This is a genomic window from Cupriavidus sp. 01L43, from assembly GCF_056399925.1.
On the sequence record NZ_JBFTSH010000002.1, the window covers coordinates 259,928 to 286,730 of the forward strand.

23 protein-coding genes and 1 tRNA gene are annotated in these 26,803 nt (G+C 67.4%); 15 read left to right on the plus strand and 9 right to left on the minus strand.

What is annotated here, in order from left to right; translation table 11 throughout:
- Window positions 1–773 precede the first annotated feature (773 nt).
- From AC1DP9_RS04300 to AC1DP9_RS04310, 3 genes are all read left to right on the plus strand, one after another.
- On the plus strand, window positions 774–1,193 hold the full coding sequence (locus AC1DP9_RS04300) for a DUF6869 domain-containing protein (protein WP_144195674.1): 420 nt from the start codon (window positions 774–776) through the stop codon (window positions 1,191–1,193).
- A gap of 67 nt (window positions 1,194–1,260) precedes the next feature.
- A complete protein-coding gene (locus tag AC1DP9_RS04305; RefSeq protein ID WP_144195676.1) occupies window positions 1,261–1,494 on the plus strand; it encodes a hypothetical protein in 234 nt (77 codons plus the stop codon).
- 23 nt (window positions 1,495–1,517) lie between these two features.
- Complete coding sequence (locus AC1DP9_RS04310; protein WP_477106715.1) at window positions 1,518–1,754, plus strand: hypothetical protein; 237 nt, start codon at window positions 1,518–1,520, stop codon at window positions 1,752–1,754.
- Window positions 1,755–2,370: 616 nt separating this feature from the next.
- Here AC1DP9_RS04310 and AC1DP9_RS04315 read toward each other — a convergent pair.
- The 5 genes from AC1DP9_RS04315 to AC1DP9_RS04335 form a co-directional block, all read right to left on the minus strand.
- A tRNA-Leu gene (locus AC1DP9_RS04315) sits at window positions 2,371–2,457 on the minus strand.
- Window positions 2,458–2,693: 236 nt separating this feature from the next.
- Window positions 2,694–4,019, minus strand: coding sequence for an MFS transporter (locus AC1DP9_RS04320; protein WP_092293000.1), 1,326 nt, complete (start codon window positions 4,017–4,019; stop codon window positions 2,694–2,696).
- A gap of 129 nt (window positions 4,020–4,148) precedes the next feature.
- Window positions 4,149–5,474, minus strand: coding sequence for an amidase (locus AC1DP9_RS04325; protein ID WP_477106716.1), 1,326 nt, complete (start codon window positions 5,472–5,474; stop codon window positions 4,149–4,151).
- Complete coding sequence (locus tag AC1DP9_RS04330; protein ID WP_477106717.1) at window positions 5,471–6,148, minus strand: DUF2848 domain-containing protein; 678 nt, start codon at window positions 6,146–6,148, stop codon at window positions 5,471–5,473. The genes AC1DP9_RS04325 and AC1DP9_RS04330 overlap by 4 nt, the downstream gene beginning before the upstream one ends.
- Window positions 6,149–6,182: 34 nt before the next feature.
- Complete coding sequence (locus tag AC1DP9_RS04335; protein ID WP_092292994.1) at window positions 6,183–6,905, minus strand: GntR family transcriptional regulator; 723 nt, start codon at window positions 6,903–6,905, stop codon at window positions 6,183–6,185.
- A 255-nt stretch (window positions 6,906–7,160) separates the two neighbouring features.
- Between AC1DP9_RS04335 and AC1DP9_RS04340 the strand changes: the two genes are divergently transcribed.
- Window positions 7,161–7,928: an IclR family transcriptional regulator gene (locus AC1DP9_RS04340; protein ID WP_477106916.1), complete on the plus strand. Its 768-nt coding sequence runs from the start codon at window positions 7,161–7,163 to the stop codon at window positions 7,926–7,928.
- 15 nt (window positions 7,929–7,943) lie between these two features.
- Here the strand turns inward: AC1DP9_RS04340 and AC1DP9_RS04345 are convergent, their stop codons facing one another.
- On the minus strand, window positions 7,944–9,191 hold the full coding sequence (locus AC1DP9_RS04345) for a Zn-dependent hydrolase (protein WP_477106718.1): 1,248 nt from the start codon (window positions 9,189–9,191) through the stop codon (window positions 7,944–7,946).
- 223 nt (window positions 9,192–9,414) lie between these two features.
- Here AC1DP9_RS04345 and AC1DP9_RS04350 point away from each other — a divergent pair, with 223 nt between their 5' ends.
- From AC1DP9_RS04350 to AC1DP9_RS04385, 8 genes are all read left to right on the plus strand, one after another.
- Window positions 9,415–10,992: an ABC transporter substrate-binding protein gene (locus tag AC1DP9_RS04350; protein ID WP_477106917.1), complete on the plus strand. Its 1,578-nt coding sequence runs from the start codon at window positions 9,415–9,417 to the stop codon at window positions 10,990–10,992.
- Window positions 10,993–11,064: 72 nt separating this feature from the next.
- A complete protein-coding gene (locus AC1DP9_RS04355; protein ID WP_477106719.1) occupies window positions 11,065–12,015 on the plus strand; it encodes an ABC transporter permease in 951 nt (316 codons plus the stop codon).
- Between the two features lie 10 nt (window positions 12,016–12,025).
- Window positions 12,026–12,913 carry an ABC transporter permease gene (locus AC1DP9_RS04360; RefSeq protein ID WP_092292986.1) on the plus strand — a complete coding sequence of 296 codons (888 nt, stop codon included), beginning with the start codon at window positions 12,026–12,028 and terminating at the stop codon, window positions 12,911–12,913.
- Window positions 12,914–12,915: 2 nt separating this feature from the next.
- Window positions 12,916–13,998 carry an ABC transporter ATP-binding protein gene (locus AC1DP9_RS04365; protein WP_477106720.1) on the plus strand — a complete coding sequence of 361 codons (1,083 nt, stop codon included), beginning with the start codon at window positions 12,916–12,918 and terminating at the stop codon, window positions 13,996–13,998.
- A gap of 25 nt (window positions 13,999–14,023) precedes the next feature.
- Window positions 14,024–15,046, plus strand: coding sequence for an ABC transporter ATP-binding protein (locus AC1DP9_RS04370; protein WP_092292984.1), 1,023 nt, complete (start codon window positions 14,024–14,026; stop codon window positions 15,044–15,046).
- A 39-nt stretch (window positions 15,047–15,085) separates the two neighbouring features.
- A complete protein-coding gene (locus tag AC1DP9_RS04375; protein WP_477106721.1) occupies window positions 15,086–16,276 on the plus strand; it encodes an amidase in 1,191 nt (396 codons plus the stop codon).
- 36 nt (window positions 16,277–16,312) lie between these two features.
- Window positions 16,313–16,726 carry a DUF3830 family protein gene (locus AC1DP9_RS04380; protein ID WP_092292980.1) on the plus strand — a complete coding sequence of 138 codons (414 nt, stop codon included), beginning with the start codon at window positions 16,313–16,315 and terminating at the stop codon, window positions 16,724–16,726.
- A gap of 131 nt (window positions 16,727–16,857) precedes the next feature.
- Window positions 16,858–18,501: a rhomboid family intramembrane serine protease gene (locus AC1DP9_RS04385; protein WP_477106722.1), complete on the plus strand. Its 1,644-nt coding sequence runs from the start codon at window positions 16,858–16,860 to the stop codon at window positions 18,499–18,501.
- Window positions 18,502–18,570: 69 nt separating this feature from the next.
- On the opposite strand, the gene AC1DP9_RS04390 is transcribed toward AC1DP9_RS04385, so the two are convergent.
- Window positions 18,571–21,681, minus strand: a complete 3,111-nt coding sequence (locus AC1DP9_RS04390; protein WP_477106723.1) for an efflux RND transporter permease subunit — start codon at window positions 21,679–21,681, stop codon at window positions 18,571–18,573.
- 3 nt (window positions 21,682–21,684) lie between these two features.
- Window positions 21,685–22,950, minus strand: a complete 1,266-nt coding sequence (locus AC1DP9_RS04395; RefSeq protein WP_477106724.1) for an efflux RND transporter periplasmic adaptor subunit — start codon at window positions 22,948–22,950, stop codon at window positions 21,685–21,687.
- A 303-nt stretch (window positions 22,951–23,253) separates the two neighbouring features.
- Between AC1DP9_RS04395 and hpnD the strand changes: the two genes are divergently transcribed.
- Window positions 23,254–24,090: a presqualene diphosphate synthase HpnD gene (gene hpnD / locus AC1DP9_RS04400; RefSeq protein WP_441644420.1), complete on the plus strand. Its 837-nt coding sequence runs from the start codon at window positions 23,254–23,256 to the stop codon at window positions 24,088–24,090.
- Between the two features lie 55 nt (window positions 24,091–24,145).
- On the plus strand, window positions 24,146–25,408 hold the full coding sequence (locus AC1DP9_RS04405) for a Zn-dependent hydrolase (RefSeq protein WP_092292971.1): 1,263 nt from the start codon (window positions 24,146–24,148) through the stop codon (window positions 25,406–25,408).
- A gap of 12 nt (window positions 25,409–25,420) precedes the next feature.
- Here the strand turns inward: AC1DP9_RS04405 and AC1DP9_RS04410 are convergent, their stop codons facing one another.
- Window positions 25,421–25,738: a hypothetical protein gene (locus AC1DP9_RS04410; protein ID WP_441591137.1), complete on the minus strand. Its 318-nt coding sequence runs from the start codon at window positions 25,736–25,738 to the stop codon at window positions 25,421–25,423.
- A gap of 331 nt (window positions 25,739–26,069) precedes the next feature.
- On the opposite strand from AC1DP9_RS04410, the gene ompR reads away from it, so the two are divergent.
- Entirely contained in the window at window positions 26,070–26,792 is a 723-nt protein-coding gene (ompR, locus tag AC1DP9_RS04415) for an osmolarity response regulator transcription factor OmpR (RefSeq protein ID WP_006576352.1), read from the plus strand.
- Window positions 26,793–26,803: the final 11 nt, after the last annotated feature.

Genomic DNA, 26,803 nt, shown 5'->3' on the forward strand with positions numbered 1-26,803 from the left:
ATAGCGGCGCCGAACACACCCGCGGCGGTGTTAGTGCTGATGTCCCAAGCAGCAGTGCCTGCCTTTACCACCATGCCACCGAGCCCCTGCCGAACGCGAGAGCCATACCGCCCTTTCGCGTGCTCGGGGGACTCCCCATCAGCCTCGACTGCGGCTTGCCTTAGACGACGAGTTCCCATCGAGTCGCTTCACAGCCACACCCCACGTCGCCGGCAAGCTCAAATCTCACATTTTTGATAGATTCATAACCAGCAAGGCAGTGTACGACCGCCGAAGACTGTTTGGGCAATTCGACCACATGAATAAACGTGTCTTCTCCGTATGGAGTTCCCTGGACGGGTGTCAGATCACCATGAGCGAAGGAATTGAGCAGCCGAAGTTTGTCGACGGCTCACTCGATTCCTACTGTGAGCGATTAATGTTCGTCATTGAGGCCGGAAGCGCTGAAGAGGCTGCAGCGATTCAGCATCTTAGGCTGGGCTGGGAACCCTATCGGCCGATGGGCAAAGCTGCGGCATGCCCAAATTGCGGGTCGACGTTCTATCCAGATGGCTCGGGGCAATGCTGGAGCTGCGATTACGTGTGCTGATGCTGCCTGGTGCGGCCGCCGCCATTTGCGCTGTGATCGATGACTATCGAGTCGTTCTCGGGTTCCACCAATCCAGGGCATGGCGCACAACAACGTTTACTGAAAGGCGCCGCAGGTATCTCGCTTTTATCCGCGCCCGGGTTACTTTGTTTCTTTGCCTCCGCCCGCTTGCCCCGTGCAATGAATGAACGCAATGATGAAGCCAAGCCTCAATGACATCTCCGACGCATGGTTTGCGTTTCATCGCGCCCATGATGAGATTGGAGACTATACACACCGAGCCGACGCTGGCGAAGAGTTCTTCTGGGTGATTGAGTATCTTGGAGATACGGCTCGACATGAGCCTCAAACGTGCTGGGATGCGATTTCCTTGATTTGGTCTCGGACTGACAAGAACGACATGGCAAGGCTTGCAAGTTTGGCTGCTGGCCCTCTCGAGGACCTACTTGCATACCACGGCAGGGAAGTCTCGCCATGGGTAGAACAACTGTGCCTTAGTGAGCCGGTATTTAGAACGCTGCTGCAGGGCGTGTGGCAGAACGCGATCCTGCCAGACGTATGGGAAAGGATCAACGAACTGCGGAACTCTGGAGGCGAGGCATAGCTATTGCGCTCCCCCGAAATCCGCACAGTAAAGTCACCCTACTGCAACCCACTGGCATCGAATGACAATGAAATACGTTGATGGTCAAGCGGTAAAAGTCGGCGATATGGTAGGTCTGGGTTCCACCGATGAAGGCATCGTGATGTGCTCAATAGATACGGATGAGTCTTCCGCAGAGCAATCGGCGGACGATTGGAAATTTTTGAAGACTGGGGTGATGATCGATTTTCCCAGCATGGGGCTAGTGCATTTTCCCGAAGAACATCCCGATCTGTGGCTGATATCGCGCAACGCTGACTAGGTTCTCTGGAAGCGGTACACCCTATGAAATATGAAGACGATCAAGAAGTCAGGGTCGGGGATGTCGTTGGGCTTGGCGACGACAGAGGAGGAGTCGTCGTGTGCGATATCGACGCGGGTGTCTACATGCCCAGCGATCCTGAATCTGCTTGGGGATACCTTAAAAGGGGAGTGATGGTCGTGTTTCCATCATATGGGCATATTTACTACGAGAACGAGATGGAAGAGGATGCCTTCCTGATCGCTCGCAAGCGGGATTGAGAGGCTTTCAAGTTCTCGCCTGTTCGTTGGACAGCATCACGCATGAATGGTCGGAGGACGGGACGGTGCCCCAGGCGGCTGACGCTCATTGGCACCTTTGGGAACGCGCATCCCGACCAATGACTGTGGCCAAGGCCAGGGTCAGTTCCTGACTGCACAGCAGACGCTCGCGAATCAATAGGCGATGGTTGAATCTGCACCCGACCTCGGCCATATGGCAACGTCTGCGCAGATTTCGCAGTGACATCGAGCGTGCTATTTCTAATTCGTCACTTCGCCTCGGATTGCCCGAAAGAGCAACGAGCGCCTCGACGTGACAGAACTGGCGGGTCAACCATGCGCATTCTAGTACCCAGCTTTCACGGATGGGAACGGACCTGGCGATTCGATCGGCGACGCGCTCAACGCGAGGGAGGGGATCCATTCCCCTACATCACGCACTCAATACAAGCACAAAGTAGCTAGCTTCTTTGTACCTTTAGCTACAGATTGCGCGGCCTGACAGGCGATTCGCGTGGAATTCGTGCGAATCTGGTGGGGGTTTCGAGCCAGTAGTTGGCTAACCTCGCTCAAATATCGGCAAAACAAATGCCAAAATTCACTAATATCGGCGATTTGGTGCGAGGGAGGGGACTCGAACCCCTACACCATTGCTGGCGTCAGGACCTAAACCTGGTGCGTCTACCAATTTCGCCACCCTCGCGGTCCTTGCGGCGGTTGCCCTGGCGGGCGACCGCGTTGTCGGTTGGCGCTGCGCATCCTCGACAAAGCAAAAAAGGCGGCTGGAACTGCCCGCCTTTCATGATCTGCCGTCGGATGCCGGCCGTGCCGTTGGCGTAACGTTTGCCAACGGTCGACAAGGCTGCGGATTGTAGCGCAAGCCGCAGCGGGAATCCAGCCCCCTGCCCGGCTTGCGCCTCGCCCGGCCCCGCCTGGGGCTTAGCGCCGGGTGCGGATGAAGGCCAGCACCAACACCGTGGCGCAGGCTTCCAGCGCGGCAACGAAATACAGGCCGGACGACAGCCGCCCCGTATTGGTCTTGAACCAGCCGATCATGTACGGCGCCACGAAGCCGGCCAGGTTGCCGATGGAGTTGATCAGGGCGATGCCGCCCGCCGCCGCCGTGCCGGCCAGGAAGGCCGACGGCAGGGACCAGAACACCGGGAAAGCCGCCAGGATGCCGACCGAGGCGATGGTCAGCGCCACCAGTGCCAGCGTGGCGCTGTGCAGCCACATGCCGGTCAGCGTCAGGCCCACCGCGGCCAGCAGCGTGGCCATGGCGCAGTGCATCCGGCGTTCGCCCGAGCGGTCCGAGTGGATGCCGTTGAGCACCATGGCGATGGTGCCGGCCACGAACGGAATCGCCGAGATCAGACCGATCTGCAGGTTGCCCTTGACGCCCAGCTCCTTGATGATCGACGGGGACCAAAACGCGATGGTGGCATTGCCGCTCACCACGCAGAAGTAGATCGCCGCGCAGATCCAGACCCGCGAATTGGCGAAGGCGTCCCTGAGCGACGAATGCTTGGCCGGGTCACGTGCCTCGGCCTCCACCTCGCGCGTCACCAGCGTCTGCTCGGTGGCCGTCAGCCATTTCGCGTTGACCGGCTTCTCGGGCAGGAACATCAGCACCGCCACACCGGCCAGCACCGACGGAATCCCCTCGATCACGAACAGCCACTGCCAGTTGGCCAGGCCATCCACGCCGTCCATCGCGCTCATGATGAAGCCGGCCAGCGGGCCGCCGATCACGCCAGCGATCGCGAACGAGGTCATGAACAGGCCGTTGATGCGCGCGCGGCGGTCGGCCGGGAACCAGTAGGTCAGGTACAGCACCACGCCCGGGAAGAAGCCCGCCTCGAAAATCCCCAGCAGGAAGCGCAGCGCGTAGAACTGCCCCGGCGTCTTGACAAAGATCATCGCCATCGAGGCCAGGCCCCAAAGAATGGTGATGCGCGCCAGCGTCTTGCGCGCGCCGATCTTCTCCAGCAGCAGGTTGCTCGGCACCTCGAACAGGAAGTAGCCGATGAAGAAAATCCCCGCGCCCAGGCCGTACACGGCCTCGCTGAACTGCAGGTCCTGGAGCATCTGGAGCTTGGCGAAGCCCACGTTGACGCGGTCGATCCAGGCCAGGATGAACAGGAACACGAGGAACGGGATCAGGCGCACGGTGATCTTGCGGTACGCCTCGTTGCGTTGCTGAGCCAATTCCGCGGGCGGCAGGCTCTCCAGGGCGCCAGGGGCGCCGGTCATCACGGAAGACATCGGTGATTACTCCTTGGGTGTGGTGGGCGGGGCGCCGCTACATTGGCGGCGCCCTCTGGCTTGCGCTGTGTTGTGCTGGAGCGCGTTGCCGCGGCCGTGGGAATCCGGCCGATTTGCTGGCTGCCCGGCTTACGCCAGGCCCTGCTCGATGGCGCCGGCTACCTGCAGCACGCGGGCGTCGTGCCCGTGCAGGCCGCAGATGCCGAGGCCGATGCCCTGCCCCATCGGCAGGGACGCCGCGCAGCCGTCGAGCCAATTGATCACGCTCGGGTTGCGCAGCACCAGGCCGTTCGTGGCGAAGAAGTCCTCGTCACGCGCCAACGCATCCAGGCGCGGCGGGCGCACGGCGACGGTCGGCATCAGCCAGGCGTCGGCATCGCGCAGGCGCTCGGCGGCGCGCGCCTGCATGGCGGCGCGCTCGGCCAGCAGCGTGATGTAGTCGGCGGCGCTCTGTTGCTGGCCGCGACGGATACGCTGGGCCACGCGCTGGTCGTAGCGGTCGCCCTGCTTGGCCAGCAGATCGCGGTGCCAGGTCCACGACTCGGCGGCGGTCAGGCCACCACCGGCATTGATCTCGGGCAGGCGACGCAGTTCGGGGAAATCGAAGGTAACGATTTGCGCCCCCTTGGCCGACAGACGCGACAGCGTGGCCTCGAACGCCTGCGCCACCTCGGCCTCCACACCATCCATCACGAAGTCGCGCGTGACGTAGAGGCGCAGGCCGGACAGATCGGCGGGCCGGGTGTCGAGCGTCTCGCCGCTCAGCACCGCGTCCATCGCCACGCAGCACGCCACCGAGCGCGCCAGCGGGCCGGCCGAATCGAGCGAGGTCGACAGCGGCACCGCGCCGGACAGCGGCACGCGGCGCGCGGTCGGCTTGAAGCCGGTCAGCCCGCAGAACGCCGACGGAATGCGGATCGAGCCGCCCGTGTCGGTGCCCAGCGCGGCCACGGCCATCTCCTCGGCCACGCTGACCGCGCCGCCCGAGGTGGAGCCGCCGGCGATGCGCTCGGCGTCGAACGGCGTGCGCGGCGTGCCGTAGTGGGGGTTCAGCCCCAGGCCCGAGAACGCGAACTCGCTCATATTGGTACGGCCGATCAGCACCGCGCCAGCCGCGCGCAGGCGAGCCACGGCGGGCGCGTCGGCCTGGGCCGGGGCGGTGCCGTCCAGCGCCACCGAGCCGGCACGCGTCATCTGGCCGCGCACATCGAACAGATCCTTGATGGACACCGGCAGGCCGGCCAGCGGCGATGCCACGAGCCCGGCGGCGCGCGCCTGGTCAGCCGCGCGCGCCTGCGCCAGCGCACCTTCGGCGTCCACGTGCAGGAAGGCGACGCCGCCAGCACGCTGGTGCTGCGCGATCCGGGCCAGCGCGTCTTCGGTCAGCGCCACGCTGGTCGTGCGTCCAGCCGCCAGCGAGGCAGCCAGGGCGGCAATGGTCGGGGCGGCGCTCATTCAGCCACCTCCAGCGACGCCACGCGGTACGCATGGCGCAGCGTGCGATGGCGCACCGGGTCGTGCAGTTCCACCTCGAAGGCGTCGCCGTGGCCCAGGTCGCCGATCACGGCCTGCGTGCCGCAGAACATGGCGGTGCCGGGCGGCAGTTGCGCTTCGCCAGTCAGGCGTTGCACCAGATCGCGCGGGTCCAGCAGGCGCGTGACCTTGCCTTCCTGATACAGCGCACGCTGGCCGTCGCGCACGCGCCAGCAGCGCATTTCCAGCTCGTCCCAATGATCGGCCACCTCGGCGAAGCGCCAGACGTCGCGGCCCATCGGCTTGCCGCACATCTGCTTGGAGACGGTCACGTCATAGGCTTCGACCTTGCGGTCGGTATGGTCCGAGCCGATGCCGATGTACAGCGCGTCCGCGCCCTGCAGCAGCACGAATTCGGTCTCGCCCGACGAGTCGTCGCGCGGCACCTCGAGCACGTCGGCGGTGGTCAGCAGCGAGGCGGCCAGCGGGTAGAAGGTCGGCACGGTGGCGGGCGGCTTCACGCCCAGCGCCTGGAGTTCTTCGATGTGATGCTGGACAGCGGCGGCGTCGCGGCCAGTCCAGCCGGCGATGATGAGTCGTTGGACGTCGAGGGCGAGCGGGCCCCCGCCGGCTACCTGGAGGTGCAGTGTCGGCATGGCGTACTACCTTGTTACGAGGGAAAAGGGTCGGTCAGAGAGTCCGGATGATGTTCTTCCGGAATTCGTCGATATGTTCGCGGATCGCCTCGCGCACGGCCGGGATGTCCCGGCGCTCGAGCGCGTCGACGATCTCCAGATGCTCCTGGTAGACGTTCTCCAGGTGCTGGGGATCGGACAGCGAGAGGAACCAGAAGCGCGCCTGTTTCTCATGCAGGCCGCGCAGCAGTTCGGCCAGCACGCGGTTGCGCGAGGCGGCGGACATGGCGGTATGGAACTTGAGGTCGAGCGAGGCCAGCGCGGGGATGTCGCGGCGGGCAATCAGCTCGGGCGAACGGTCCACGATGTCGCGCATGGCCTTGAAGTCACTGTCGTGCCCGCGCTCGCAGGCCAGCGTGGCGCACAGCACCTCATTGGTGGCGCGCACCTCGATCATGTCGAGCACTTCGTTCAGCGACAGCGGCGTCACCAGCACGCCCTTGCGCGGCAGGATGGACACCAGCCCTTCCACTTCGAGCCGATGCAGCGCCTGATGGACCGGCGTGCGGCCCAGGCCGAGCAGCGCGGCCACCTGGGCCTCGATCAGCGGCTCGCCGGGACGGAACTCGCACGCGATGATGCGGCGCTTGATCTCCGTGTACGCCTGCTCGCGCAGCGCCGCGCCGCTCTGGGCAGGCGTGGGGGGCATGAGGGGCGCTACGGGAGTGGTTGCCGGCTGGGGGTCGGCACCGCCGACCAGTCGAATAGGGTTCGCCACGGGTTGCTCGCTTCGTCTCAACGTTCGTTGAAGTTGCTGTGATACTAGTGTGATATTTCACTGGAGACAACCCGGAAAACCCTAGGGGTAAACACCAGAGACGCGCCAGCCATCGAGGCGCCGGGTATCATGGCGGGACGTTACGGAATCGATAATCGATTCATGCGTATCTTGGTGCAATATGCAGCCATCGTGGTGCAGGGTTTCACGACGATGGTGCCGAACCTTGGTTATCCCCCCCGCTGTCCGTCTCCCATGTCCGCCGATCCGCTGTTCAATCAATCGCTCGAAAAAGGGCTCGAAGTCCTGCGCGCCTTCAGCGCCGTGCATCGCACGCTGACGCTCTCCGAAGTGGCCGGCCTCACCGGCATGACCAAGAGTTCGGCCCAGCGCACGGTCCATACGCTCGAAAGCCTCGGCTATATCGACAAGCACCCGCAGACCCGCCGCTTCCGCCTGACGCCGAAGGTGATGGAGATCGGCTACAACTACCTGGCCGCCGATGCGCTGATCCCCATTGCCAGCCCCTACCTGTCCCAGTTGGCCAACGCCAGCGGCGAGACGGCCAACCTGACCGAGCCCGTGGGGCTGGACATGGTCTACGTGGCGCAACTGATGACCGCCAAGCACATGCCCGTGCTGACGCCGGTGGGGATGCGGATTCCGATGTATTGCACGAGTTCCGGCCGCGCCTACCTGAGCACGTTGCCCGATGCGCAGGTGCGCGCGACGCTGGAGGCTTCCACGCGCGCGCCGCGCACGCCGGCCACGCTGACCGATGTAGACGCGATCTTCGCGCAGGTGGTGGCGTGCCGGGGCCTGGGCTATGCCTGCAACGAGGAGGAGCTGTTTTTGGGCGATATGGGCGTGGGGGCGCCCATCGTGAACAGCCAGGGGGTGGCGGTGGGGGCGGTGCATGTGTCGCCGCCGGCCAGCCGGTGGACGATGGCGGAGGCCCAGCGCAAGCTGGGGCCCCTCGTCATCGAGTGCGCGTGGGCGATTTCAAGGTCGATCGGACATTGAGGCTGCCACCGGCGCTCAGCGAGCGTGCTCCAGCATCGCCTGCAGCAGCACGTTGGCGCCGGCCTCGATGTGCTCGGGCAGCGCATCTTCCAGTTCGTTATGGCTGATGCCGTCCTTGCAGGGCACGAAGATCATCCCGGTGGGGGCGCGCTGCGCCACGTAGACGGCGTCGTGGCCCGCACCGCTGACCACGTCCATGCTCGACAGCCCCAGCGCCGCCGCCGCGCGCCGCACGCTGTCCACGCAGGCCGGGGCGAACAGGCAGGGCTCGAACTTCACCACCTGGCGAATCTCCACGCTCACCGCCGCCACGTCAGCAATGCCGGCGAAGGCCGCGCGCATCGCCGCATCCATCCGGTCCAGCCCGTCCTGCGACAGGTTGCGGAAGTCCACCGTAAAGTCCACCCGCCCCGGAATCACGTTGCGTGAGTTCGGCTTGACCTCGACATAGCCGACGGTGCCCCGGCCATGCGGCGCGGCATCCCGGGCGATGCGGTTCACGGCCTCGATCATCCGCGCCGTTGCCAGCAGCGCATCGTGCCGCAGCGCCAGCGGGGTCGGGCCGGCGTGGGCGTCCTGGCCGGTCACGGTCACGTCGTACCACTGCTGGCCCAGCGCGCCCGAGACCACGCCGATCGGCAGCCCGGCCGCCTCCAGCACCGGTCCCTGCTCGATATGGGCCTCGAAGTAGGCCGCGAACATGCCGCCCGGCACCTCGCCGGCAGGCTGCGCGCCGTGATAGCCGATGGCGGCCAGCGCGTCGCCCACGCTCACCCCGTCGCGGTCTTGCTGGCGGCGCGCCTCGTCGGCATCGAACACGCCGGCGAACACGCCCGAGCCCATCATCACCGGCGTGAAGCGGGTGCCCTCCTCGTTGGTCCAGAACGCCACCTCCAGCGGCGCGCGCGTCTGGATGCCGAGGTCGTTGAGCGTACGCATGACCTCCAGCCCCGCCAGCACGCCGAAGTTGCCGTCGAACTTGCCGCCCGAGGGCTGGGTGTCGATATGGCTGCCCGTGGCCACGGCCTGCGCGGCCGGGTCCGTGCCGGTGCGGCGCGCGAAGACATTGCCGATCTCGTCCACGCGCACGTCTAGGCCCGCCTCGCGGCACCACTGCACCACGAGGTCGCGGCCCTTGCGATCTTCATCGGTCAGCGCGATGCGGCACACGCCGCCCTTCGGCGTGGCGCCGATCGCGCCCAGATCCATGAGCGATTGCCACAGCCGGGCGCCATTGATGCGGGGAAGAACTTTCGAATCCATGTCTGCCTTGTCTGCTTCGTGAGTGAATGATGAATGACCAACGCCCGGTGCAAGAACCAGACCACGCGCCGGGGCGGCGCGACTGGCACATGACTTGCTAGACCGAAGGCAGCCCTTCCCCCACTCAGGAGCATTGCCTGTGAACCACCAAACGTCCGCCCACGCGAAAGGTTTCTCCGCCGCAGTCCTGGCCCTCTCGTTCCTCGCACTGCCCGGCGCCGCCATGGCCGAGAAGACGCTGCGCATCGGCATGACCGCTGCCGACATCCCGCGCACGCTCGGCCAGCCCGACCAGGGCTTCGAGGGCAACCGCTTCACCGGCATTCCGATGTACGACGCGCTGACGCAGTGGGACCTCTCCAAGGGCAACGGCCCCAGCCTGCTGATTCCGGACCTCGCCACCGAGTGGAAGGTGGACGCCGCCGACAAGACCAAGTGGACCTTCAAGCTGCGTCCCGGCGTGAAGTTCCACGACGGCTCCGCCTTCAACGCGGACGCCGTGGTCTGGAACGTCAACAAGGTGCTCGACAAGACCGCCAAGCAGTTCGATCCGAGCCAGGTGGGCGTGACCGCCTCGCGCATGCCCACGCTGCGCAGCGCGAAGAAGATCGACGACCTGACCGTGGAGCTGGTCACGTCCGAGCCGGACTCGTTCCTGCCGTACAACATCTCGAACCTGTTCATGGCCTCGCCCACGCAGTGGGAGAAGAAGTTCGCCGCCGTGCCAGCCTCGGTGACCGATGCGGCCGAGCGCAGCAAGCAGGCGTGGGTCGCCTTCGCCGCCGACGCCTCCGGCACCGGCCCGTTCAAGATGACCCGCTTCGTCCCGCGCGAGCGCCTGGAACTGGCCAAGAACGCCAGCTACTGGGACAGCAAGCGCGTGCCCAAGATCGACAAGGTGGTAATGGTGCCGATGCCCGAGGCCAACGCGCGCACCGCCGCGCTGCTGTCGGGCCAGGTCGACTGGATCGAGGCTCCCGCGCCTGACGCCGTCGCCCAGATCAAGAGCCGCGGCTTCGAGGTCTACGCCAACGCCCAGCCGCACATGTGGCCGTGGCAGCTCTCCTTCGCGCCGAATTCGCCGTGGCTGGACAAGCGCGTGCGCCAGGCCGCCAACCTCTGCGTGAACCGCTCGGGCCTGAAGACGCTGCTGGGCGGCTACATGGCCGAGGCCAAGGGCATCGTGGAAGCCGGCAACCCGTGGTGGGGCAATCCCAAGTTCGACATCAAGTACGACGCCAACGCCGCCCGCAAGCTGATGGCCGAAGCCGGCTACTCGGCCGCCAAGCCGCTCAAGGTGAAGGTGCAGGTGTCGGCGTCCGGCTCGGGCCAGATGCAGCCGCTGCCGATGAACGAGTACGTGCAGCAGAACCTCAAGGAGTGCTTCTTCGACGTGGACTTCGACGTCGTGGAGTGGAACACCCTGTTCACCAACTGGCGCATCGGCGCCAAGGATGCCAGCGCGCACGGCGCCAACGCCATCAACGTCAGCTTCGCGGCGATGGACCCGTTCTTCGCGATGGTCCGCTTCGTCAGCACCAAGACGCAGCCGCCGGTCTCGAACAACTGGGGCTTCTTCGGCAATGCGGAGTTCGACAAGCTGATCGAGACCGCCCGCACCTCGTTCGACGAAAAGTCCCGTGACGCCGCGCTGGCCAAGCTGCACGCGCGCATCGTGGAAGAGTCGCCATTCGTGCTGATCGCCCACGACGTGGGCCCGCGCGCCATCTCGAAGAAGGTCAAGGGCGTGGTGCAGCCGCAGAGCTGGTTTATCGATATCGCGACGATGTCGATGGACTGACGCTTACCGTGCCCCCCTCTCCCGCCACCGGGAGAGGGGAGAAATACCCCCCACACTAGCCGGCCACAGACCATGACTTACCTGCTTCGCCGCATTCTCTATGCGCTGCCTATCCTGCTTGGGGTTGCCCTGCTCTGCTTCTCGCTGGTCCACATCGCCCCCGGGGACCCCCTCGTCTCGGTGCTGCCGCCCGATGCCTCCGAAGACCTCCGGCGCCAACTCACCGCGCTGTACGGCTTCGACAAACCGTTCCTCGAACAATTTCTGCACTGGCTGGCCCGCGCGCTCCATGGCGACCTGGGCACCTCCATCGCCACCAATCGCCCGGTGATGAGCGAGGTTTCCACCGCCGTGATCAACTCGATCCGGCTGGCCAGCGTGGCCACGCTGATCGGCTTCACCTTCGGCTGCCTGTTCGGCTTCGTGGCCGGCTATATGCGCGATTCCATCGCCGACCGCACGGCCTCGTTCCTGTCCGTGCTCGGCGTCAGCATTCCCCACTACTGGCTCGGCATGGTGCTGGTCATCGCCTTCTCGGTGCTGCTCGGCTGGCTGCCCGCCACCGGCGCCGGCCCCGGCGGCTCGGGGGACTGGGCGTGGGACTGGGAGCACTTCCAGTACATGCTGCTGCCGGCCATCACGATGTCGGTGATCCCGATGGGCATCGTCGCCCGCACGATCCGGGCGCTGGTGGCGGAGATCCTGTCCAACGAGTTCATCGTCGGCCTGCGCGCCCGGGGCCTGTCGGACGTGGCCGTGTTCCGCCACGTGGTCAAGAACGTGGCGCCGACCGCGCTGTCCGTGATGGGCCTCCAGCTCGGCTACCTGCTCGGCGGGTCGATCCTGATCGAGACCGTGTTCTCGTGGCCCGGCACCGGCTTCCTGCTGAACTCGGCCATCTTCCAGCGCGACTTCCCGCTGCTGCAGGGCACGATCCTCGTGCTGGCCGTGTTCTTTGTCCTGCTCAACCTGCTGGTGGACGCGCTGCAGACGCTGTTCGACCCCCGCATCCAGCGCAATTAAGGAGGCCCCCATGCAGATCGCACTGAACAAGGCCGTGGCGCCGCTGCCCGTGGCGCGCTCGCCCGGCTACTGGGCCACCGTGGGCCGCCGCCTGCTGCGCAACAAGCTGGCGATGGCCGCCGCGCTGATCCTGATCGCCCTGGTGGTGTTGGCGATCTTCGCCCCGGCGCTGATGCCGGCGGACCCGTACGCGTCCTCCATCCTCAAGCGGCTCAAGCCGATCGGCACCGCTGGCTATCCGCTCGGCACCGACGAACTGGGCCGCGACCTGCTCTCGCGCCTGATGCTGGGCGGCCGGCTCTCGCTGTTCATGGGCATCACGCCGGTGCTGCTGGCGTTTGTGATCGGCAGCGCACTCGGCATCATCGCCGGCTACGCGGGTGGCTGGACCAACACCATCATCATGCGGCTCACCGACATCCTCTACGCCTTCCCGTCGGTGCTGCTGGCCATCGCGCTGTCCGGCACGCTGGGCGCCGGGGTGGGCAACGCGCTGCTGTCGCTGACCATCGTCTTCGTACCGCAGATCGTGCGGGTGGCGGAGAGCGTGACCACGCAGGTACGCAACCGCGAGTTCGTCGATGCGGCGCGCGCCTCCGGGGCCAGCTCGCTGACCATCGTACGCGCCCATGTGCTGAATAACGTACTTGGGCCGATTTTCGTCTATGCGACGAGTCTGATTTCGGTGTCGATGATCCTGGCCTCCGGGCTCTCCTTCCTCGGCCTCGGCGTGAAGCCGCCCGAGCCCGAGTGGGGCCTGATGCTCAACACGCTGCGCACCGCCATCTACACCCAGCCCTGGGTCGCCGCCCTGCCCGGCGCGATGATTTTCCTGACCTCGATCTCGTTCAACCTGCTGGCCGACGGCATCCGCTCGGCCATGGAAATCAAGGAATGAACATGAGCGACCTCCTCACAGCGCCCGCACCCGCCCACGCCCGCGACATCGGCGGCCCGGCCCAGCCACTCGTGATCGCGCGCGATCTCGTCAAGCATTTCCCGCTCAAGTCGGCCATCCCGTTCCGCAAGGCCGGCGAGGTCCGCGCCGTGGACGGCGTCAGCTTCGACGTCCTCAAGGGCGAAACCCTCGGCGTGGTCGGCGAGTCCGGCTGCGGCAAGTCCACCACCGCGCGGCTGCTGATGCAGCTCACCGCGCAAGACAGTGGCGAGCTGATCTTCGACGCCCAGGGCGTGGGCTCGCCCCAGTTGCCGATGAAGGCGTTCCGCAGCCAGGTGCAGATGGTGTTCCAGGACAGCTACTCGTCGCTGAACCCGCGCCTGACCATCGAGGAATCGATCGCCTTCACGCCGCGCGTGCACGGCGTGCCGGCGCGGGAGGCCACCGAGCGGGCGCGCTACCTGCTGGAGCGCGTGGGGCTGGACCCGGCGCGATTTGCCGGGCGCTATCCGCACGAACTGTCCGGTGGGCAGCGCCAGCGGGTGAACATCGCCCGCGCGCTGTCGCTGCGGCCCCGGCTGGTGATCCTGGACGAAGCGGTGTCCGCGCTCGACAAATCCGTGGAAGCCCAGGTGCTGAACCTGCTGCTCGACCTCAAGGCCGAGTTCGACCTGACCTACGTCTTCATCAGCCATGACCTCAACGTCATCCGCTACCTGTGCGACCGCGTGATGGTGATGTACCTGGGCAAGGTGGTCGAGATTGGCGATACGGAGTCGATCTACGCCAATCCCTCGCACCCGTACACGCGCGCGCTGCTGGCGTCGATGCCGTCGATGGACCCGGACCACCGCACGCTGGCCGCGCCGCTGGCGGGCGACCCGCCCAACCCGATCAATCCGCCGTCCGGATGCAGCTTCCATCCGCGCTGCGCCCGCGCCGAGCCGGTCTGCGAGCGCCGCACCCCCGTGCTGGCCGACGAACTGGCCGGCCATCCCGTGTCGTGCCTGATGGCGATGCCCGACGGTGGCCACTCGCTGCCGCTGCGGCGCATGACGCCGGGCCTGCACGCGGCCACGCCCTGACCCACCTGACCTGCGGGAGACCCCTATGACAGCCCCCCATTCCCCTGCCGTCTCGGTCAAGGACCTCCACGTCACCTTCGCCGGCGGCGGCAAGACCATCCGCGCGGTGAACGGCGTGTCGCTCGACGTGGCCCCCGGCGAAGCCGTGGCGCTGATCGGCGAATCCGGTTCCGGCAAGAGCGTGACGCTGCGCGCGCTGATGCGCCTCCATCCGCCCCGCCGCACGCGCATGAGCGGGCAGATCCATGTCGATGGCCAGGACGTGCTCGCGCTGGACAAGCGCGCGCTGGCCCGGCTGCGCGGCGGCACCGTCGCCATGGTGTTCCAGGAGCCGCTGCTGGCGCTGGACCCGGTGTACACGGTGGGCCAGCAGATCGTCGAGTGCATCCGAACGCACAAGAAGGTGTCCGCCGCCGAAGCCCGCGCGCTGGCGCTGAAGGCGCTGGAAGCGGTGCGCATTCCCAGCCCCGAGCGGCGGCTGGCCGCCTATCCGCACGAGATGTCCGGCGGCATGCGGCAGCGGGCGATGATCGCGCTCGCGCTGTCGGCCCAGCCAAAAATCCTGCTGGCCGATGAGCCCACCACGGCGCTGGACGCCACCGTGCAGATCCAGGTGCTGATCCTGCTGCGCGAGCTGCAACGCGAGCTGGGCCTCTCCATCGTCTTCGTCACGCACGACATGGGTGCGGCGGTGGAGATTGCCGACCGCGTGGCCGTGATGTACGGCGGCCGCATCGTCGAGGAAGGCCCGATCCGCACGCTGCTGCGCGAGGCGCGCCACCCGTACACGATGGCGCTGCTGCAAAGCCGCCAGCACGGCATGGATCGCGGCCAGCGGCTGCAGGCCATCGGCGGCGCCCCGCCTGACCTGGCCGCGCTGCCGCCGGGCTGCACCTTCGCCCCGCGCTGCGCGCACGCCCGCCCCGCCTGCCTGGCCGAGGTGCCGCGCAGCGTGGCGCTGGGCAACGGCCATCGCGTCAGTTGCGTGCTGGTGGCCGATAGCTCCGAACCTTCGAATACCGCCGCTGCCTCGCCGGCCGCCGCCTAAACTCCATCCATCCTCCGAAAAAGAAGGAAGCCGAACGCCATGACCCTGGCCACCCATCCCGCCCGCGCATTCATGCCCTACCCCGACGCGCCCGTGCCCAACGCGGCCATCGGCCCGCTGCGGGGGCTGACCTTCGCCGTCAAGGACCTGTTCGACGTGGCCGGCTACCCCACCGGCGGCGGTAATCCACACGTGCTGGCCCGCTCCGGCATCAAGAGCGTGACCGCGCCCACGGTGCAGAAGCTGCTCGATGCCGGCGCGATGTTCGTCGGCAAGTCGCACACGGACGAGCTGGCCTTCTCGATGAACGGCCAGAACGCGCACTACGGCGGCCCGGTCAACGGCGGCGCGCCCGATCGCGTGACGGGCGGTTCGTCGTCGGGGTCGGCCTCGGCGGTGTCCAACAAGCTGTGCGACTTCGCGCTCGGCACGGACACCGGCGGCTCCGTGCGCGCCCCCGCCAGCCACTGCGGCCTGTTCGGCATCCGCCCCTCGCATGGCCGTATCTCGCTCCAGCACTGCATGCCGCTGTGCGAGACGCTCGATACCTGCGGCTTCTTCGCCCGTGACATCGGCACCTTCGCCCGCGTGGCGGACGTGCTGTTCGGCAAGGACGCCGATCCGCTCCCCGCCCGGCCCCGCCTGCTGCTGGCATCGGACTTGTTCGAATTGCCGACGCCCGAAGCCCGCGCCGCGCTGGCGCCCACGGTGGCGCGCATCGAGGCCGTGCTGGGCCGTGCCACCCCGGTGGACGTGGCCGACCGCCCGCTGTCCGACCTGTACTGGGCCTTCCGCTACGTGCAGGGCTGGGAAGCCTGGCAGGCCGATGGCGCGCTGATCGAGAACTACGGCCTGCACATGGGCCCGGACGTGGCCGCGCGCTTCGTGTTCAGCAAGGGGGTCACGCAAGCTCAATTCGCGCAGTCGAGCGCGGTGCGCCGCGAGTTCACCGCCCATCTGGGCCGCCTGCTCGGCCACGACGGCGTGCTGGTGCTGCCGACCATGCCGGACATCGCCCCGCTGCGCACCGCCGCCGGCGAGACGCTGGAGGACTACCGCACCGCCGCCGCCCACTCGCTGTGCCTGACGCCGCTGTCGGGCTTCCCGCAACTGAGCCTGCCGCTCTCCGGCCGCGCCGGCGCGCCGCTCGGCATTTCCCTGCTCGGCCCGAAGGGCAGCGACCGCAGCCTGATCGCCGTGGCGGAGACGCTGATGACGGCGCTGGCCTGACCCGGCCCCCATCGACCCCTCTATATAGATATAGCCATGCCCCGACTCCGCATCACCGCCGCCGGCCAGACCTTCCTGGCCGACACCCACCCGGACGCCCCCGAGACCGTGGCCGCCTTCCTGAAGCTGCTGCCCTACCGGCAGAAGCTGATCCACGTGCGCTGGAGCGGCGAAGGCTGCTGGATTCCGCTCGGCGAATTCAAGCTGGGCGTCGGCTTCGAAAACCACACCAGCCACCCGTCCGTGGGCGACATCCTGTTCTACCCGGGCGGCTACAGCGAAACCGAGATCATCCTGGCCTACGGCAGCTGCTGCTTCGCCAGCAAGATGGGCCAGCTGGCCGGCAACCACTTTCTGACCATCGTCGAAGGCCGGGAGAACCTCCGGGCGCTCGGCACCAAGGTGCTCTGGGAGGGCGCGCAGGACGTGGTCTTCGAACTGGCCGACTAGGGCCGCAACCCTCCCGACGGGGGAGATGCTTCCCGACGGACGACCGCATATCGTCGCGTGACGCGCGCCGTGGCCCTGCCGCACCGGGGCCAGCGAGATGACGCGATGACATCGTCTTGTCGGGAAGAATCATGCAGACATCGCAATTCATGCGCGCGCCGGCCATCGGCTCGCGCCGCAGCGGCGCGTTCCATGTGCGCCGATTCGGGTCCGCGCTGCTCGTGCGCGCCTTGCTCTGGCTCTGCTTCGGCGGGCTGGGGACGCTGCTCCTGCTGTTCTCGCACGGCAAGACCAGCCTGATCGTCGTCGGCGCCGGCTTCTTCGGCGTGCTGATCCTGTTCGAATGGTCCTGGGGCCGGCACGCGCCGCTGCGCAAGCCGCTGCTGACGGTGGACGCGGGCGGCATCGGCTCGACGTCCTTCCCGCGCCGCCGCCCCCACCTGCGCTGGGCCGAGATCGCCGCTGTGGCGGTGCGCAACCTGCGCGGCGGTCCCGTCATCGAAGTCTTTCCCAAGCCCGCGCCGGGCGCCCGGAAACGGACCCCGGCATCGTTCACGATCCGGCTGGCCCTGATGCGCGCGGCAGACCAGCAGCTCGCCCAGGCGCTGGTCACCCATCACATGCGTACGGCGGGCGTCGCAGTCGATAACGCGCTGGCGGCCGACCAGGCCTTCCGGGCCGAGATGCAGGCACTGCCGCACACCTGGGGCCTGTACGCGATGATCGCCCTCAACGTGGGGATCTGGCTCTTTACGCTCACGCACGGCGCCACGCTCGACGCCACGGCGCCCGCCAAGCTCGTCGAATGGGGCGGCAACGCCGCCGTGCTGGTGCAGGAGGGCCAGTGGTGGCGGTTGCTGACGGCCACCTTCCTGCACAGCAGCCTCCGGCACATCGGCGCCAACATGCTGGTGCTGTTCCTGCTCGGCAAGCATGTGGAGCGGTTCTACGGCACACGCGGCTTCCTGCTGATCTATCTCGGCGCGGGGCTGGCCGGTAGCGCGCTGAGCCTGCATTTCGGGGCGCAGACGGCGGTGTCGGTCGGGGCGTCGGGCGCCGTGTTCGGCGTGGGCGGCGCGCTGCTGGCGGGGGTGCTGCGGCATCGCCGGCTGCTGCCCGAGGGCATCCATCGGCAACTGACGACGGACGCCGCGGTGATGATCGGCTATTCGCTGGTGCAGGGCTTCCTGTCAACCCGCGTGGACAACGCCGGGCACGTGGGCGGCCTGATCGGCGGCGCGCTGATCGCGCTATGCCTGCCGGTGCGGCTGGACCGCGCCAGCTACGCCCGCAAGCTGCGGCGCGGCCTGGCCATGGCGGCAGCCGTTGCCGCCGTGCTGGTGGGGGGTACCGCCGCGCTGGCACCGCGCGTGCCCCAGGCCATGCGCGACAGCCTGGCCGCTTCCCGCCAGATCGAACGCGCCCACAAGACCTTCACGACCGCCTTCCAGGCCATGCAGGCCGACAATGCGGCAACCAAGGCCGGCCGGATGACGCCCGAGGAAGCGGACGACCGCAGCCGGACCGTGCACGCCCCGGCGCTCGATCAGGCCGTGTCCGAACTGGTCCGCATCACGCTGCCGCCGGGCGACCCGCGCGCGCCGCTGGTGCAGGACATGACGCTGCTGGCCGACCTGCTGCGCGAAATGGCCCGCATGCCGTCGGTGAAGGATCCCCGCACCGGCAAACCCGTGGCCGCCGATCCCCGCCGCGCAGCGCAGATCGCGGTGGACATCGTGCGGCTGACCGCCCAAATGAAAAAGCGCCAGTCGTAACCGGCGCTTTTTCTTCTTCCCCGGGGATCACCCCGCCTACCCTGCCATCAACCTGCCATCACCCCGCCATCACCCCGCCATCACCCCGCTGTCGCCCTCGGGCGGCTTCACGCGGAACCACGCTGCGTACAGCGCCGGCAGGAACAGCAGCGTCAGCACCGTGGCGATGATCAGCCCGCCCATGATGGCGGCCGCCATCGGCCCCCAGAACGTCGAGCGCGAGAGCGGGATCATCGCCAGCACGGCCGCCGCGGCGGTCAGGATGATCGGCCGGAACCGGCGCACCGCTGACTCGACAATGGCCTGCCACGGCGGCACCCCGGCGCTGATGTCCTGCTCGATCTGGTCCACCAGGATCACCGAGTTGCGGATGATCATGCCCAGCAGCGCCGTAATGCCAAGCTGCGCGACAAACCCCATCGGCGCGCGCAGCAGCAGCAGCGTGGCGGCGGCGCCGATCAGCCCGAGCGGGCCGGTCAGGAACACCATCACCGAACGCGAGAAGCTGTGGAGCTGCAGCATCAGCAGCGTGAAGATCAGGAAGATGCACAGCGGCAGTTGCGCGGCGATGGACGCGCCCGCCTTGCCGCTCTCCTCCTCGGCCCCGGCCACGGTGATCAGGTAGCCCGGCGGCAGGTTCGCGCGCAGCTTGTTGAGCTGCGGGTTGATCTGCGCGGTCACGGTCGGACCCTGGATGCCATCCACCACATCGGCCTGCACGGTGATGCCGAAGTCGCGGTTCTCGCGCCAGATCACGCCCGGCTCGGACTTCAGCGTCACGCGCGCCACCTGCGTCAGCGGCACCGCGCGGCCGGTGTTGGTCGGCACCAGCACGTTGGCCATGTCGGACATCGCGTCGCGCTCGTTCTTCGGCGTGCGCATGATGATGTCGATCAGCTTGTCGGCGTCGCGATACTGGCCCACCGGCACGCCGGTCAGCACGGCCTGCGTGGCACGGGCGATGGCGTTGGTGGTCACGCCCAGCGCGCGCGCCTTGTCCTGGTCGATCTCCAGGCGCAGCATCTTGACGTTCTCGTTCCAGTTGTCGTTCACGCCCACCGTGTTCGGATTGGCGGCCATGATCGCCCGGACCTGATCGGCAATTTTGCGCACGCCGGCGGCCTCGGGCCCGATCACGCGGAACTGCACCGGGTACGCCACCGGCGGTCCGTTCGGCAGCAGCTTCACGCGGCCGCGCAGCTGCGGGAACTGGGTGGCCAGCACCTCCATCACGCGCTTGCGCAGCGCGTCGCGCGCCTCCACGCTGACCGGCATCACAATCACCTGCGCCACGTTGCTCTGCGGGAAGATCTGGTCCAGCGGCAGGTAGAAGCGCGGCGCGCCGACGCCGACGAAGGTGGTCAGGCTATCCACGGCCTTGTCGCGGCGCATGGCGGTCTCGAAGCGCTTGGCCTCGCCCTCCATCTGCGCGAAGCTGGTGCCCTCGGGCATCCACAACTCCACCATCAGCTCGGGCCGGCTCGAATCCGGGAAAAACTGCTTCTCGACGAACTTGAACGCCCACAGGCCCAGCGCGAAGCTGACCAGCGTGACGGCGATCACGGTCTTGCGCCACGTCACGCACCAGTTCACCAGATGCCGGAAGCGCGCGTAGAACGGCGTGTCGAACACCTCGTGATGGCCGCCGTCGCTGGCGCGGGTCTTGAGCAGCAGGTAGCCGAGGTAGGGCGTGAAGTACACCGCCGCCAGCCACGACAGCACCAGCGCCAGCGCCGTCACGGCGAAGATCGCGAAGGTGTACTCGCCCACGGTGGACTTGGCCAGCCCCACCGGCAGGAAGCCGGCCGCCGTGATCAGCGTGCCGGTCAGCATCGGCATGGCCGTGGAGGTATAGGCGAAAGTGGCCGCCTCCATCTTGGAGAAGCCTTCCTCCAGCTTGCGGACCATCATTTCGACGGCGATGATCGCGTCGTCCACCAGCAGCCCGAGCGCCACGATCAGCGCCCCGAGCGAGATCTTGTGCAGGCCGATGCCGAAGATGTTCATGAACAGGAACGTCACGGCCAGCACTAGCGGGATGGTCAGCGCCACCACCAGCCCGGGGCGCACGTCGAGCCGCAGCGGCCTGGTGTGCAGCCCCAGCGCGATGAAGCTGACCGCCAGCACGATCACCACGGCCTCGATCAGCACGTGGACGAACTCGCCCACCGAGCGCTTGACCGCCTGCGGCTGGTCCTGCACCTGTTCCATCTCGATGCCCATCGGCAACTGGCCGCGCAGGCCATCGGTCACGCGGCGCAGTTCCTGGCCCAGCGCGATGATGTCGCCGCCCTTCTCCATCGAGATACCGAGCCCGATCACATCCTTGCCGTTGAAGCGCATGCGGCTGGCGGGCGGGTCGATATAGCCGCGATAGACGTGGGCGATGTCGCCCAGCCGGATATTGGCGATGCCGTTGGGCCCGCGCAGCACCAGATTCTCCAGGTCCTGCACATCGCCAAGCTGGCCGGTCACGCGGACCTGGAGGTTGTCGGTCGGGGTGACCATCACGCCACTCCCGGTGGGATTGTTCTGCTCCGAGATCTGGTTGGCGATGGCGTTGATGTCGAGCCCAAGCTGCGCGAAGCGCGTCTGGTTGAACTCGATATAGAGCTTCTCGTCCTGCAGGCCGAGCAGCGTGACCTTGGCCACGGCGGGCACGCGCAGCAGCGCCTGGCGGACGAGGTCGGCGTACTCGCGCAGCTCCTTGTAGTTGAAGCCGTCCGCCGAGAGCGCGTAGATCGAGCCGTAGACATCGCCGAATTCATCGTTGAAGAACGGGCCGCGCACGCCCTGCGGCAGGGTCTGGGCGATGTCCCCGATCTTCTTGCGCACCGTGTACCAGATCTGCGCGGTGTCCTTGGCGGGCGAGTTATCGGCCAGCTGGAAGATCACCGTGGTCTCGCCCGGCTTGGAGAAGCTGCGGATCTTGTCGGCGTACGGCACTTCCTGGAGCTGCCGTTCGATCTTGTCGGTCACCTGCACCGCGATCTGCTCGGCCGTGGCGCCGGGCCAGAAGGCCTGCACCACCATCACGCGGAAGGTGAACGGGGGGTCTTCGTCCTGACCAAGCTGGAAGAAGGCCAGCAGGCCGCCGATCAGCAGCACCACCAGCAGGTAGCGGGTCAGCGGCTGGTGCTCGAGCGCCCAGCGCGACAGGTTGAAGCGCGAGTGTTCCATCGATCAGCCCTTGCTGCCGGCGGCGGCGCCCGGATTGGAGGCCGGCTGGGCCGGCTGGGCCGGCTGGGCCGGCTGGGCGGACTGGGCAGGCTGGGCGGATGTGGCGCTCTGCATCGGCTTGACCTTCTGGCCCGGCTGCAGCAGGTGCACGCCGGCCGTGACGATGGTCTGGCCCGGCGCCAGCCCCTGGCGCACCTCGATTTCATTGCCCTGCGGGTCGCCCAGCGTCACCGGCACCGGCTTGACCGTGCCCGTGCCGCCATTGGCCGCGCCCTGGTAGATCCACACCTGATTGGTGCCGCGGTCCTGCAGCAGCGCGGTCAGCGGGATGCGGATGGCGGCGGACTCGCCGGTGCGGGTAAAGGTGACCACGGCGGTCATGCCGAAGCGCAGGTCGGCGGGCGGATTGGGCACGCTGACGCGCGTCGGGTAGGTGCGGGTGACCGGATCGGCGGCGCCCGAGATCTCGCGCACGCGGCCCGGCAGCGCGCGGTCCGGCTCGGCCCAGGTGCGCACGGTGACGTCGGAGATGCCGCGCAACATGTCCACCTGATCCTCGGGGAGGCCGATGGCGACCTCCTTCTCGGCGATCTGCGCCACGCGGATCACCGACTGCCCCGCCGTGACCACCTGGCCGACCTCGGCATCGACGGCCGTCACCACGCCGTCCGCATCGGCGGCGAGCACGGCGTAGCCGGTCTGGTTGCTCTGGTTGCGGAAATTGGCCTGCGCCTGCTCCAGCCGCGAGGCGGCGGAATCGTAGGTGGCCTGGCGCCGGTGCAGCTCGGCGGCACTGATGAAATTCTTGGCGGCCAGCTCCTTGTAGCGCTTCAGGTCGGAGTCGGCCAGATCGCGGTCGGTCTTGGCGGCATCGAACTGGGCACGCGCGGAGGCTTCGGCCAGCGCCAAGTCGGTCGGGTCGAGGCGGGCCAGCGGCTGGCCCTTCCTGACGCTGGCGCCTACGTCCACCAGACGGGCCGAAATCTTGCCGGGCACCCGGAAGCCCAGGCGCGACTCCACGCGCGGCCGTACCTCGCCCGAAAACTCGAATGCGGTCTTCCCGGCACCCGAATGCAATTGCAGCAGCCGCACGGGCCGCACGGCCTCCACCGGCTCCGCCTTCTTCCCGCAGCCGGACAGCCCGGCCAGGATCGCCAGCGTCGCCACGGTCAGCAGGGCGACCATCGGCGTCCGGCGGGGCCGGGCGGGCATCAGGGAAACATCAACGTCGGCGGCCGCAACATCCGGCCTGGCATAAGGCACTGGCATGGGTTAAGCGTCTTGAGTCGGTGGAACGTCGGAACAAGCTGGAGAGTGCGGGGGAACAGCCAATTGGGGAAAGCGTCTCGCGGCGGACCCTTCTGCGGGTGCCTGCCGGGGAATTAATAACTGGCCGGTCAGTAATATAACGAGCGGCTCCGAGTGCGTCAAACGCCGGGCGACGAATGGGCCGAAACTTGGCGCGAATGGCGGACACGGGGTGGACGGGGGGCGATGTTACAATTTGCCGCTTTCGCGGACCCGCTGCGCCGGTCCGTATCGCCCCACAGACCGCATTAAAAAGAGATTGGCGTGACGCCCGATCAGTATTGCCAGGACAAGGCCGCCCCGGGCGGCTCCCTCCCCTATTACAGCTTCCTGTTCCTCCCGACCGAACGCCGCCGCGCCATCACGGCGCTGTACGCCTTCCGCCGCGAGCTGGAGGCCATCATCGACGAGAGCCACGACGCCGGCGTAGCCCACCAGCGGCTGGACTGGTGGCGCGGCGAACTGCGCCGCCTCTATGACGGTCAGCCGTCACATCCGGTCACGCAGGCCCTGCAGCCCCATATTGCGCCGTGCGGCCTGCCGCAATCCGAATTTTCTGAAATGCTGGACGGCATGGAAATGGATCTGACCCAGACCCGCTACCTCGACGAAGCCGGTTTGAAACGCTACTGCCAGTGCGCGGGCGGTGCCATGGGTGTGCTGTCGGCCCGGGTGCTGGGGTTTTCCGATCCGCGCACGCTGGACTTCGCCCGCCAACTGGGCCTGTCGATGCAGCGCGCGACCATCGTCCGTGATGTGGGCGAGGATGCCCGCCAGGGCCGCATCTACCTGCCGGTGGACACGCTCCAGCGCCACGAGGTACCAGCGGCCGACATCCTGCAATCGCGCTACTCCGAACGCTTCGTGGCCCTGATGCGCGAGCAGGCCGAGGTGGCCCGCACGCTGTACCGCGAGGCGCTGGCGCTACTGCCGCGCCAGGACCGCCGCGCCCAGCGCGCCGCGCTGGTGATGGCCGCCATCTCCCATGCCCAGCTCGACGAGATCGAGGCCAGCCAGTTCCAGGTGCTGACGCAGCGCATCGCCCTGACGCCGATGCGCATGCTGTGGATCGCCTGGAAGACCTGGCTGCGCAACCGCTGACCGCCATCGAACCGAACCGAACCGAACTGATCCCGACCCGACCCCGATCCGCACCATGACTACCGTACTCGCCTCGCTCGGCCAATCCATCCTCGACCGCGCCGCCGCGCTCGCCGCCCACTCCGACATGGAGGACGGGCTGACCTGCGCGTTCCTTACGCCGGCGCATCGCCGGGCACAGGCGCAACTGGTGCAGTGGATGGAGGAAGCCGGCATGGCGGTGCGCGTGGACGCCATCGGCAATGTGATTGGGCGGTATGCCGCCGATCCGGCCGTGGCTGCGCCGAAGGTGCTGATGACCGGCTCTCATTTCGACACCGTGCGCAACGGCGGGCGGTATGACGGGCGGCTGGGCATCCTGCTGCCGATTGCGGTGGTGGGCGCACTCCATGCGGCGGGCATCCGGCTGCCGTATCACTTCGAGATCGTCGGCTTCGCCGAGGAGGAAGGGCTGCGCTTCAAGACCAGCTTCCTGGCCAGCAGCGTGCTGGCGGGCCGCTTCGACCCGGCCCTGCTGGACCGCGCGGACCCGGACGGGGTGACCATGCGCGAGGCGCTGGCCCAGTCCGGCCTGCCCGGCGCCGGCAGCCTGGACGCCCTGCGCGCCGCGGCGGTCGATCCGGCCACGCTGGCAGGGTTCGTCGAAGTGCATATCGAACAGGGCCCGGTGCTGCTGAACCGCGACCTGGCGCTCGGCATCGTCACGCAGATCGCAGGCAGCAGCCGCTTCCAGGTGCGGGTGGAGGGGCTGGCCAGCCACGCCGGCACCACGCCGATGGACATGCGGCGCGACGCCGCCACCGGCGCCGCCGAGATGATCCTGCTGGTGGAGTCGCGCTGCGCGCAGGTGCCGACGCTGGTCGGCACGGTGGGCCAGCTTCAGGTGCCGAACGGCTCCAGCAATGTGATTCCGGCCGCGTGCGTGTTCTCGATGGACATCCGCGCCGGCGAGGACGGCATCCGCGAAGCCGCCATCACCGACATCGTGATGGGCATCGAGCGGATCGCGGCGCGCCGTGGCCTGACCGCCACCGTCGAACGAGTGACGCCGGTGAACAACGCGCCGTGCGCGCGCTGGCTGATGGATCAGTTCGGCGCGGTGCTGCGCAAGCGCGGGCTGGAGGCGTTCGAGCTGCCGTCCGGCGCCGGGCATGACGCGATGATGATGCAACGCATGACTGACGTGGCGATGCTGTTCGTGCGCTGCGGCAATGGCGGCATCAGCCACAACCCGCTGGAAACCATCACCGTGGAAGATGCGCAGCTGGCGGCCGAGGTATTCGTGGATTTCCTGCGACATTTCCGACCGCAGGACTGATAGGGAGGGCGGTCAGCCGCCTTCGTACATCTCGCGGCCGAGATCCTGGAGATTCTTGCGCAGCGTCTTGCGCTCGTCGGGCGAGAGTTTGGGATGCCCGCCCGGTGGGCCCTGGCGGCCGGCGCGGTCGGCCATGTCGCGCTCCGTGCGGTACTTTTCGGCACGGGTGCGGGCCTCGCGCTGGTCCAGGCGCTCACCGCCGCCCGGCTTGCCCGGCACGGCGGGGGTAGGTGCGCCACCGCTGGCGTGGCCCGGCTGGGCAGGGCGGAGTAACTGGGCCATGCCCGCCGACTGCGCCTGCGCGAGCGCCGGCAGCAGTACGATGAGCATGGCCGCGCCGGCATGGCAAGCCGCCCGCACGCACGCCGTGCGTTGCAGGGTTTGTCCGTGCCGGTTTTGCTTCACTTTCATTGGATAATGGCGGTCTTGACCGTGGTCGCACATCCGCGTGGAGGACGACGCAGGCACTATGCCAACGCCTTCGTCAGAGAGATGGGACGCCCCTTGGTCACCGTGAATGCCCGTCGCGCCAAATCGGCGTCAGGCTACGGTTTGCGGAGTGTAATTGCACAAAAGATGCACGCCGCCATACCACAGGGTAAAGTATGTAACGTTTTGTTAAGCCATTTTGAGCGAAAGCGTAAGTCGCTAAGATACCGCCATGGAAAATACCAGCCACAAGATTCTCGTCGTGGACGACGACCCGCGATTGCGCGACCTGCTGCGCCGCTACCTTGGCGAGCAGGGGTTCACGGTACTGGTGGCGGAAAACGCCACCGCCATGAACAAGCTCTGGCTGCGCGAGCGGTTTGACCTGCTGGTGCTGGACCTGATGATGCCGGGCGAGGATGGCCTGTCCATCTGCCGCCGCCTGCGCGGTGCCAACGATCAGACCCCGATCATCATGCTGACCGCCAAGGGCGAGGACGTCGATCGCATCGTCGGCCTGGAAATGGGCGCCGATGACTACCTGCCCAAGCCCTTCAACCCGCGCGAGCTGATCGCGCGCATTCACGCCGTGCTGCGCCGCAAGGGCCCCGCCGAGGTACCGGGCGCCCCGTCCGAGACGCCCGAAACCTTCGCCTTCGGCGATTTCGTGCTGAACCTGGCCACCCGCACGCTGACCAAGAACGACGAGGAAATCACGCTCACCACGGGCGAATTCTCGGTGCTCAAGGTGTTCGCGCGGCATCCGCGCCAGCCGCTCTCGCGCGAGAAGCTCATGGAAATGGCCCGCGGCCGCGAATACGAAGTGTTCGACCGCAGCCTGGACGTGCAGATCTCGCGCCTGCGCAAGCTCATCGAACCGGACCCGGGCAACCCCCGCTTCATCCAGACGGTCTGGGGCCTGGGCTACGTCTTCATTCCCGATGGCGTGAAGTAGTCCCGGTTCGT

Bases quoted from the DNA above. Each gene is read 5' to 3' on its own strand.
- AC1DP9_RS04320 (WP_092293000.1), bottom strand. From the start codon at position 4,019: ATGTCTTCCGTGATGACCGGCGCCCCTGGCGCCCTGGAGAGCCTGCCG.
- AC1DP9_RS04350 (WP_477106917.1), top strand. From the start codon at position 9,415: ATGGCCGAGAAGACGCTGCGCATCGGCATGACCGCTGCCGACATCCCG.
- AC1DP9_RS04340 (WP_477106916.1), top strand. From the start codon at position 7,161: ATGTCCGCCGATCCGCTGTTCAATCAATCGCTCGAAAAAGGGCTCGAA.
- AC1DP9_RS04395 (WP_477106724.1), bottom strand. From the start codon at position 22,950: ATGCCAGTGCCTTATGCCAGGCCGGATGTTGCGGCCGCCGACGTTGAT.
- AC1DP9_RS04360 (WP_092292986.1), top strand. From the start codon at position 12,026: ATGCAGATCGCACTGAACAAGGCCGTGGCGCCGCTGCCCGTGGCGCGC.
- AC1DP9_RS04305 (WP_144195676.1), top strand. From the start codon at position 1,261: ATGAAATACGTTGATGGTCAAGCGGTAAAAGTCGGCGATATGGTAGGT.
- AC1DP9_RS04385 (WP_477106722.1), top strand. From the start codon at position 16,858: ATGCAGACATCGCAATTCATGCGCGCGCCGGCCATCGGCTCGCGCCGC.
- AC1DP9_RS04390 (WP_477106723.1), bottom strand. From the start codon at position 21,681: ATGGAACACTCGCGCTTCAACCTGTCGCGCTGGGCGCTCGAGCACCAG.
- AC1DP9_RS04330 (WP_477106717.1), bottom strand. From the start codon at position 6,148: ATGCCGACACTGCACCTCCAGGTAGCCGGCGGGGGCCCGCTCGCCCTC.
- AC1DP9_RS04365 (WP_477106720.1), top strand. From the start codon at position 12,916: ATGAGCGACCTCCTCACAGCGCCCGCACCCGCCCACGCCCGCGACATC.
- AC1DP9_RS04405 (WP_092292971.1), top strand. From the start codon at position 24,146: ATGACTACCGTACTCGCCTCGCTCGGCCAATCCATCCTCGACCGCGCC.
- AC1DP9_RS04310 (WP_477106715.1), top strand. From the start codon at position 1,518: ATGAAATATGAAGACGATCAAGAAGTCAGGGTCGGGGATGTCGTTGGG.
- AC1DP9_RS04345 (WP_477106718.1), bottom strand. From the start codon at position 9,191: ATGGATTCGAAAGTTCTTCCCCGCATCAATGGCGCCCGGCTGTGGCAA.
- AC1DP9_RS04410 (WP_441591137.1), bottom strand. From the start codon at position 25,738: ATGCTCATCGTACTGCTGCCGGCGCTCGCGCAGGCGCAGTCGGCGGGC.
- AC1DP9_RS04300 (WP_144195674.1), top strand. From the start codon at position 774: ATGAACGCAATGATGAAGCCAAGCCTCAATGACATCTCCGACGCATGG.
- AC1DP9_RS04325 (WP_477106716.1), bottom strand. From the start codon at position 5,474: ATGAGCGCCGCCCCGACCATTGCCGCCCTGGCTGCCTCGCTGGCGGCT.
- AC1DP9_RS04375 (WP_477106721.1), top strand. From the start codon at position 15,086: ATGACCCTGGCCACCCATCCCGCCCGCGCATTCATGCCCTACCCCGAC.
- AC1DP9_RS04355 (WP_477106719.1), top strand. From the start codon at position 11,065: ATGACTTACCTGCTTCGCCGCATTCTCTATGCGCTGCCTATCCTGCTT.
- ompR (WP_006576352.1), top strand. From the start codon at position 26,070: ATGGAAAATACCAGCCACAAGATTCTCGTCGTGGACGACGACCCGCGA.
- AC1DP9_RS04380 (WP_092292980.1), top strand. From the start codon at position 16,313: ATGCCCCGACTCCGCATCACCGCCGCCGGCCAGACCTTCCTGGCCGAC.
- AC1DP9_RS04370 (WP_092292984.1), top strand. From the start codon at position 14,024: ATGACAGCCCCCCATTCCCCTGCCGTCTCGGTCAAGGACCTCCACGTC.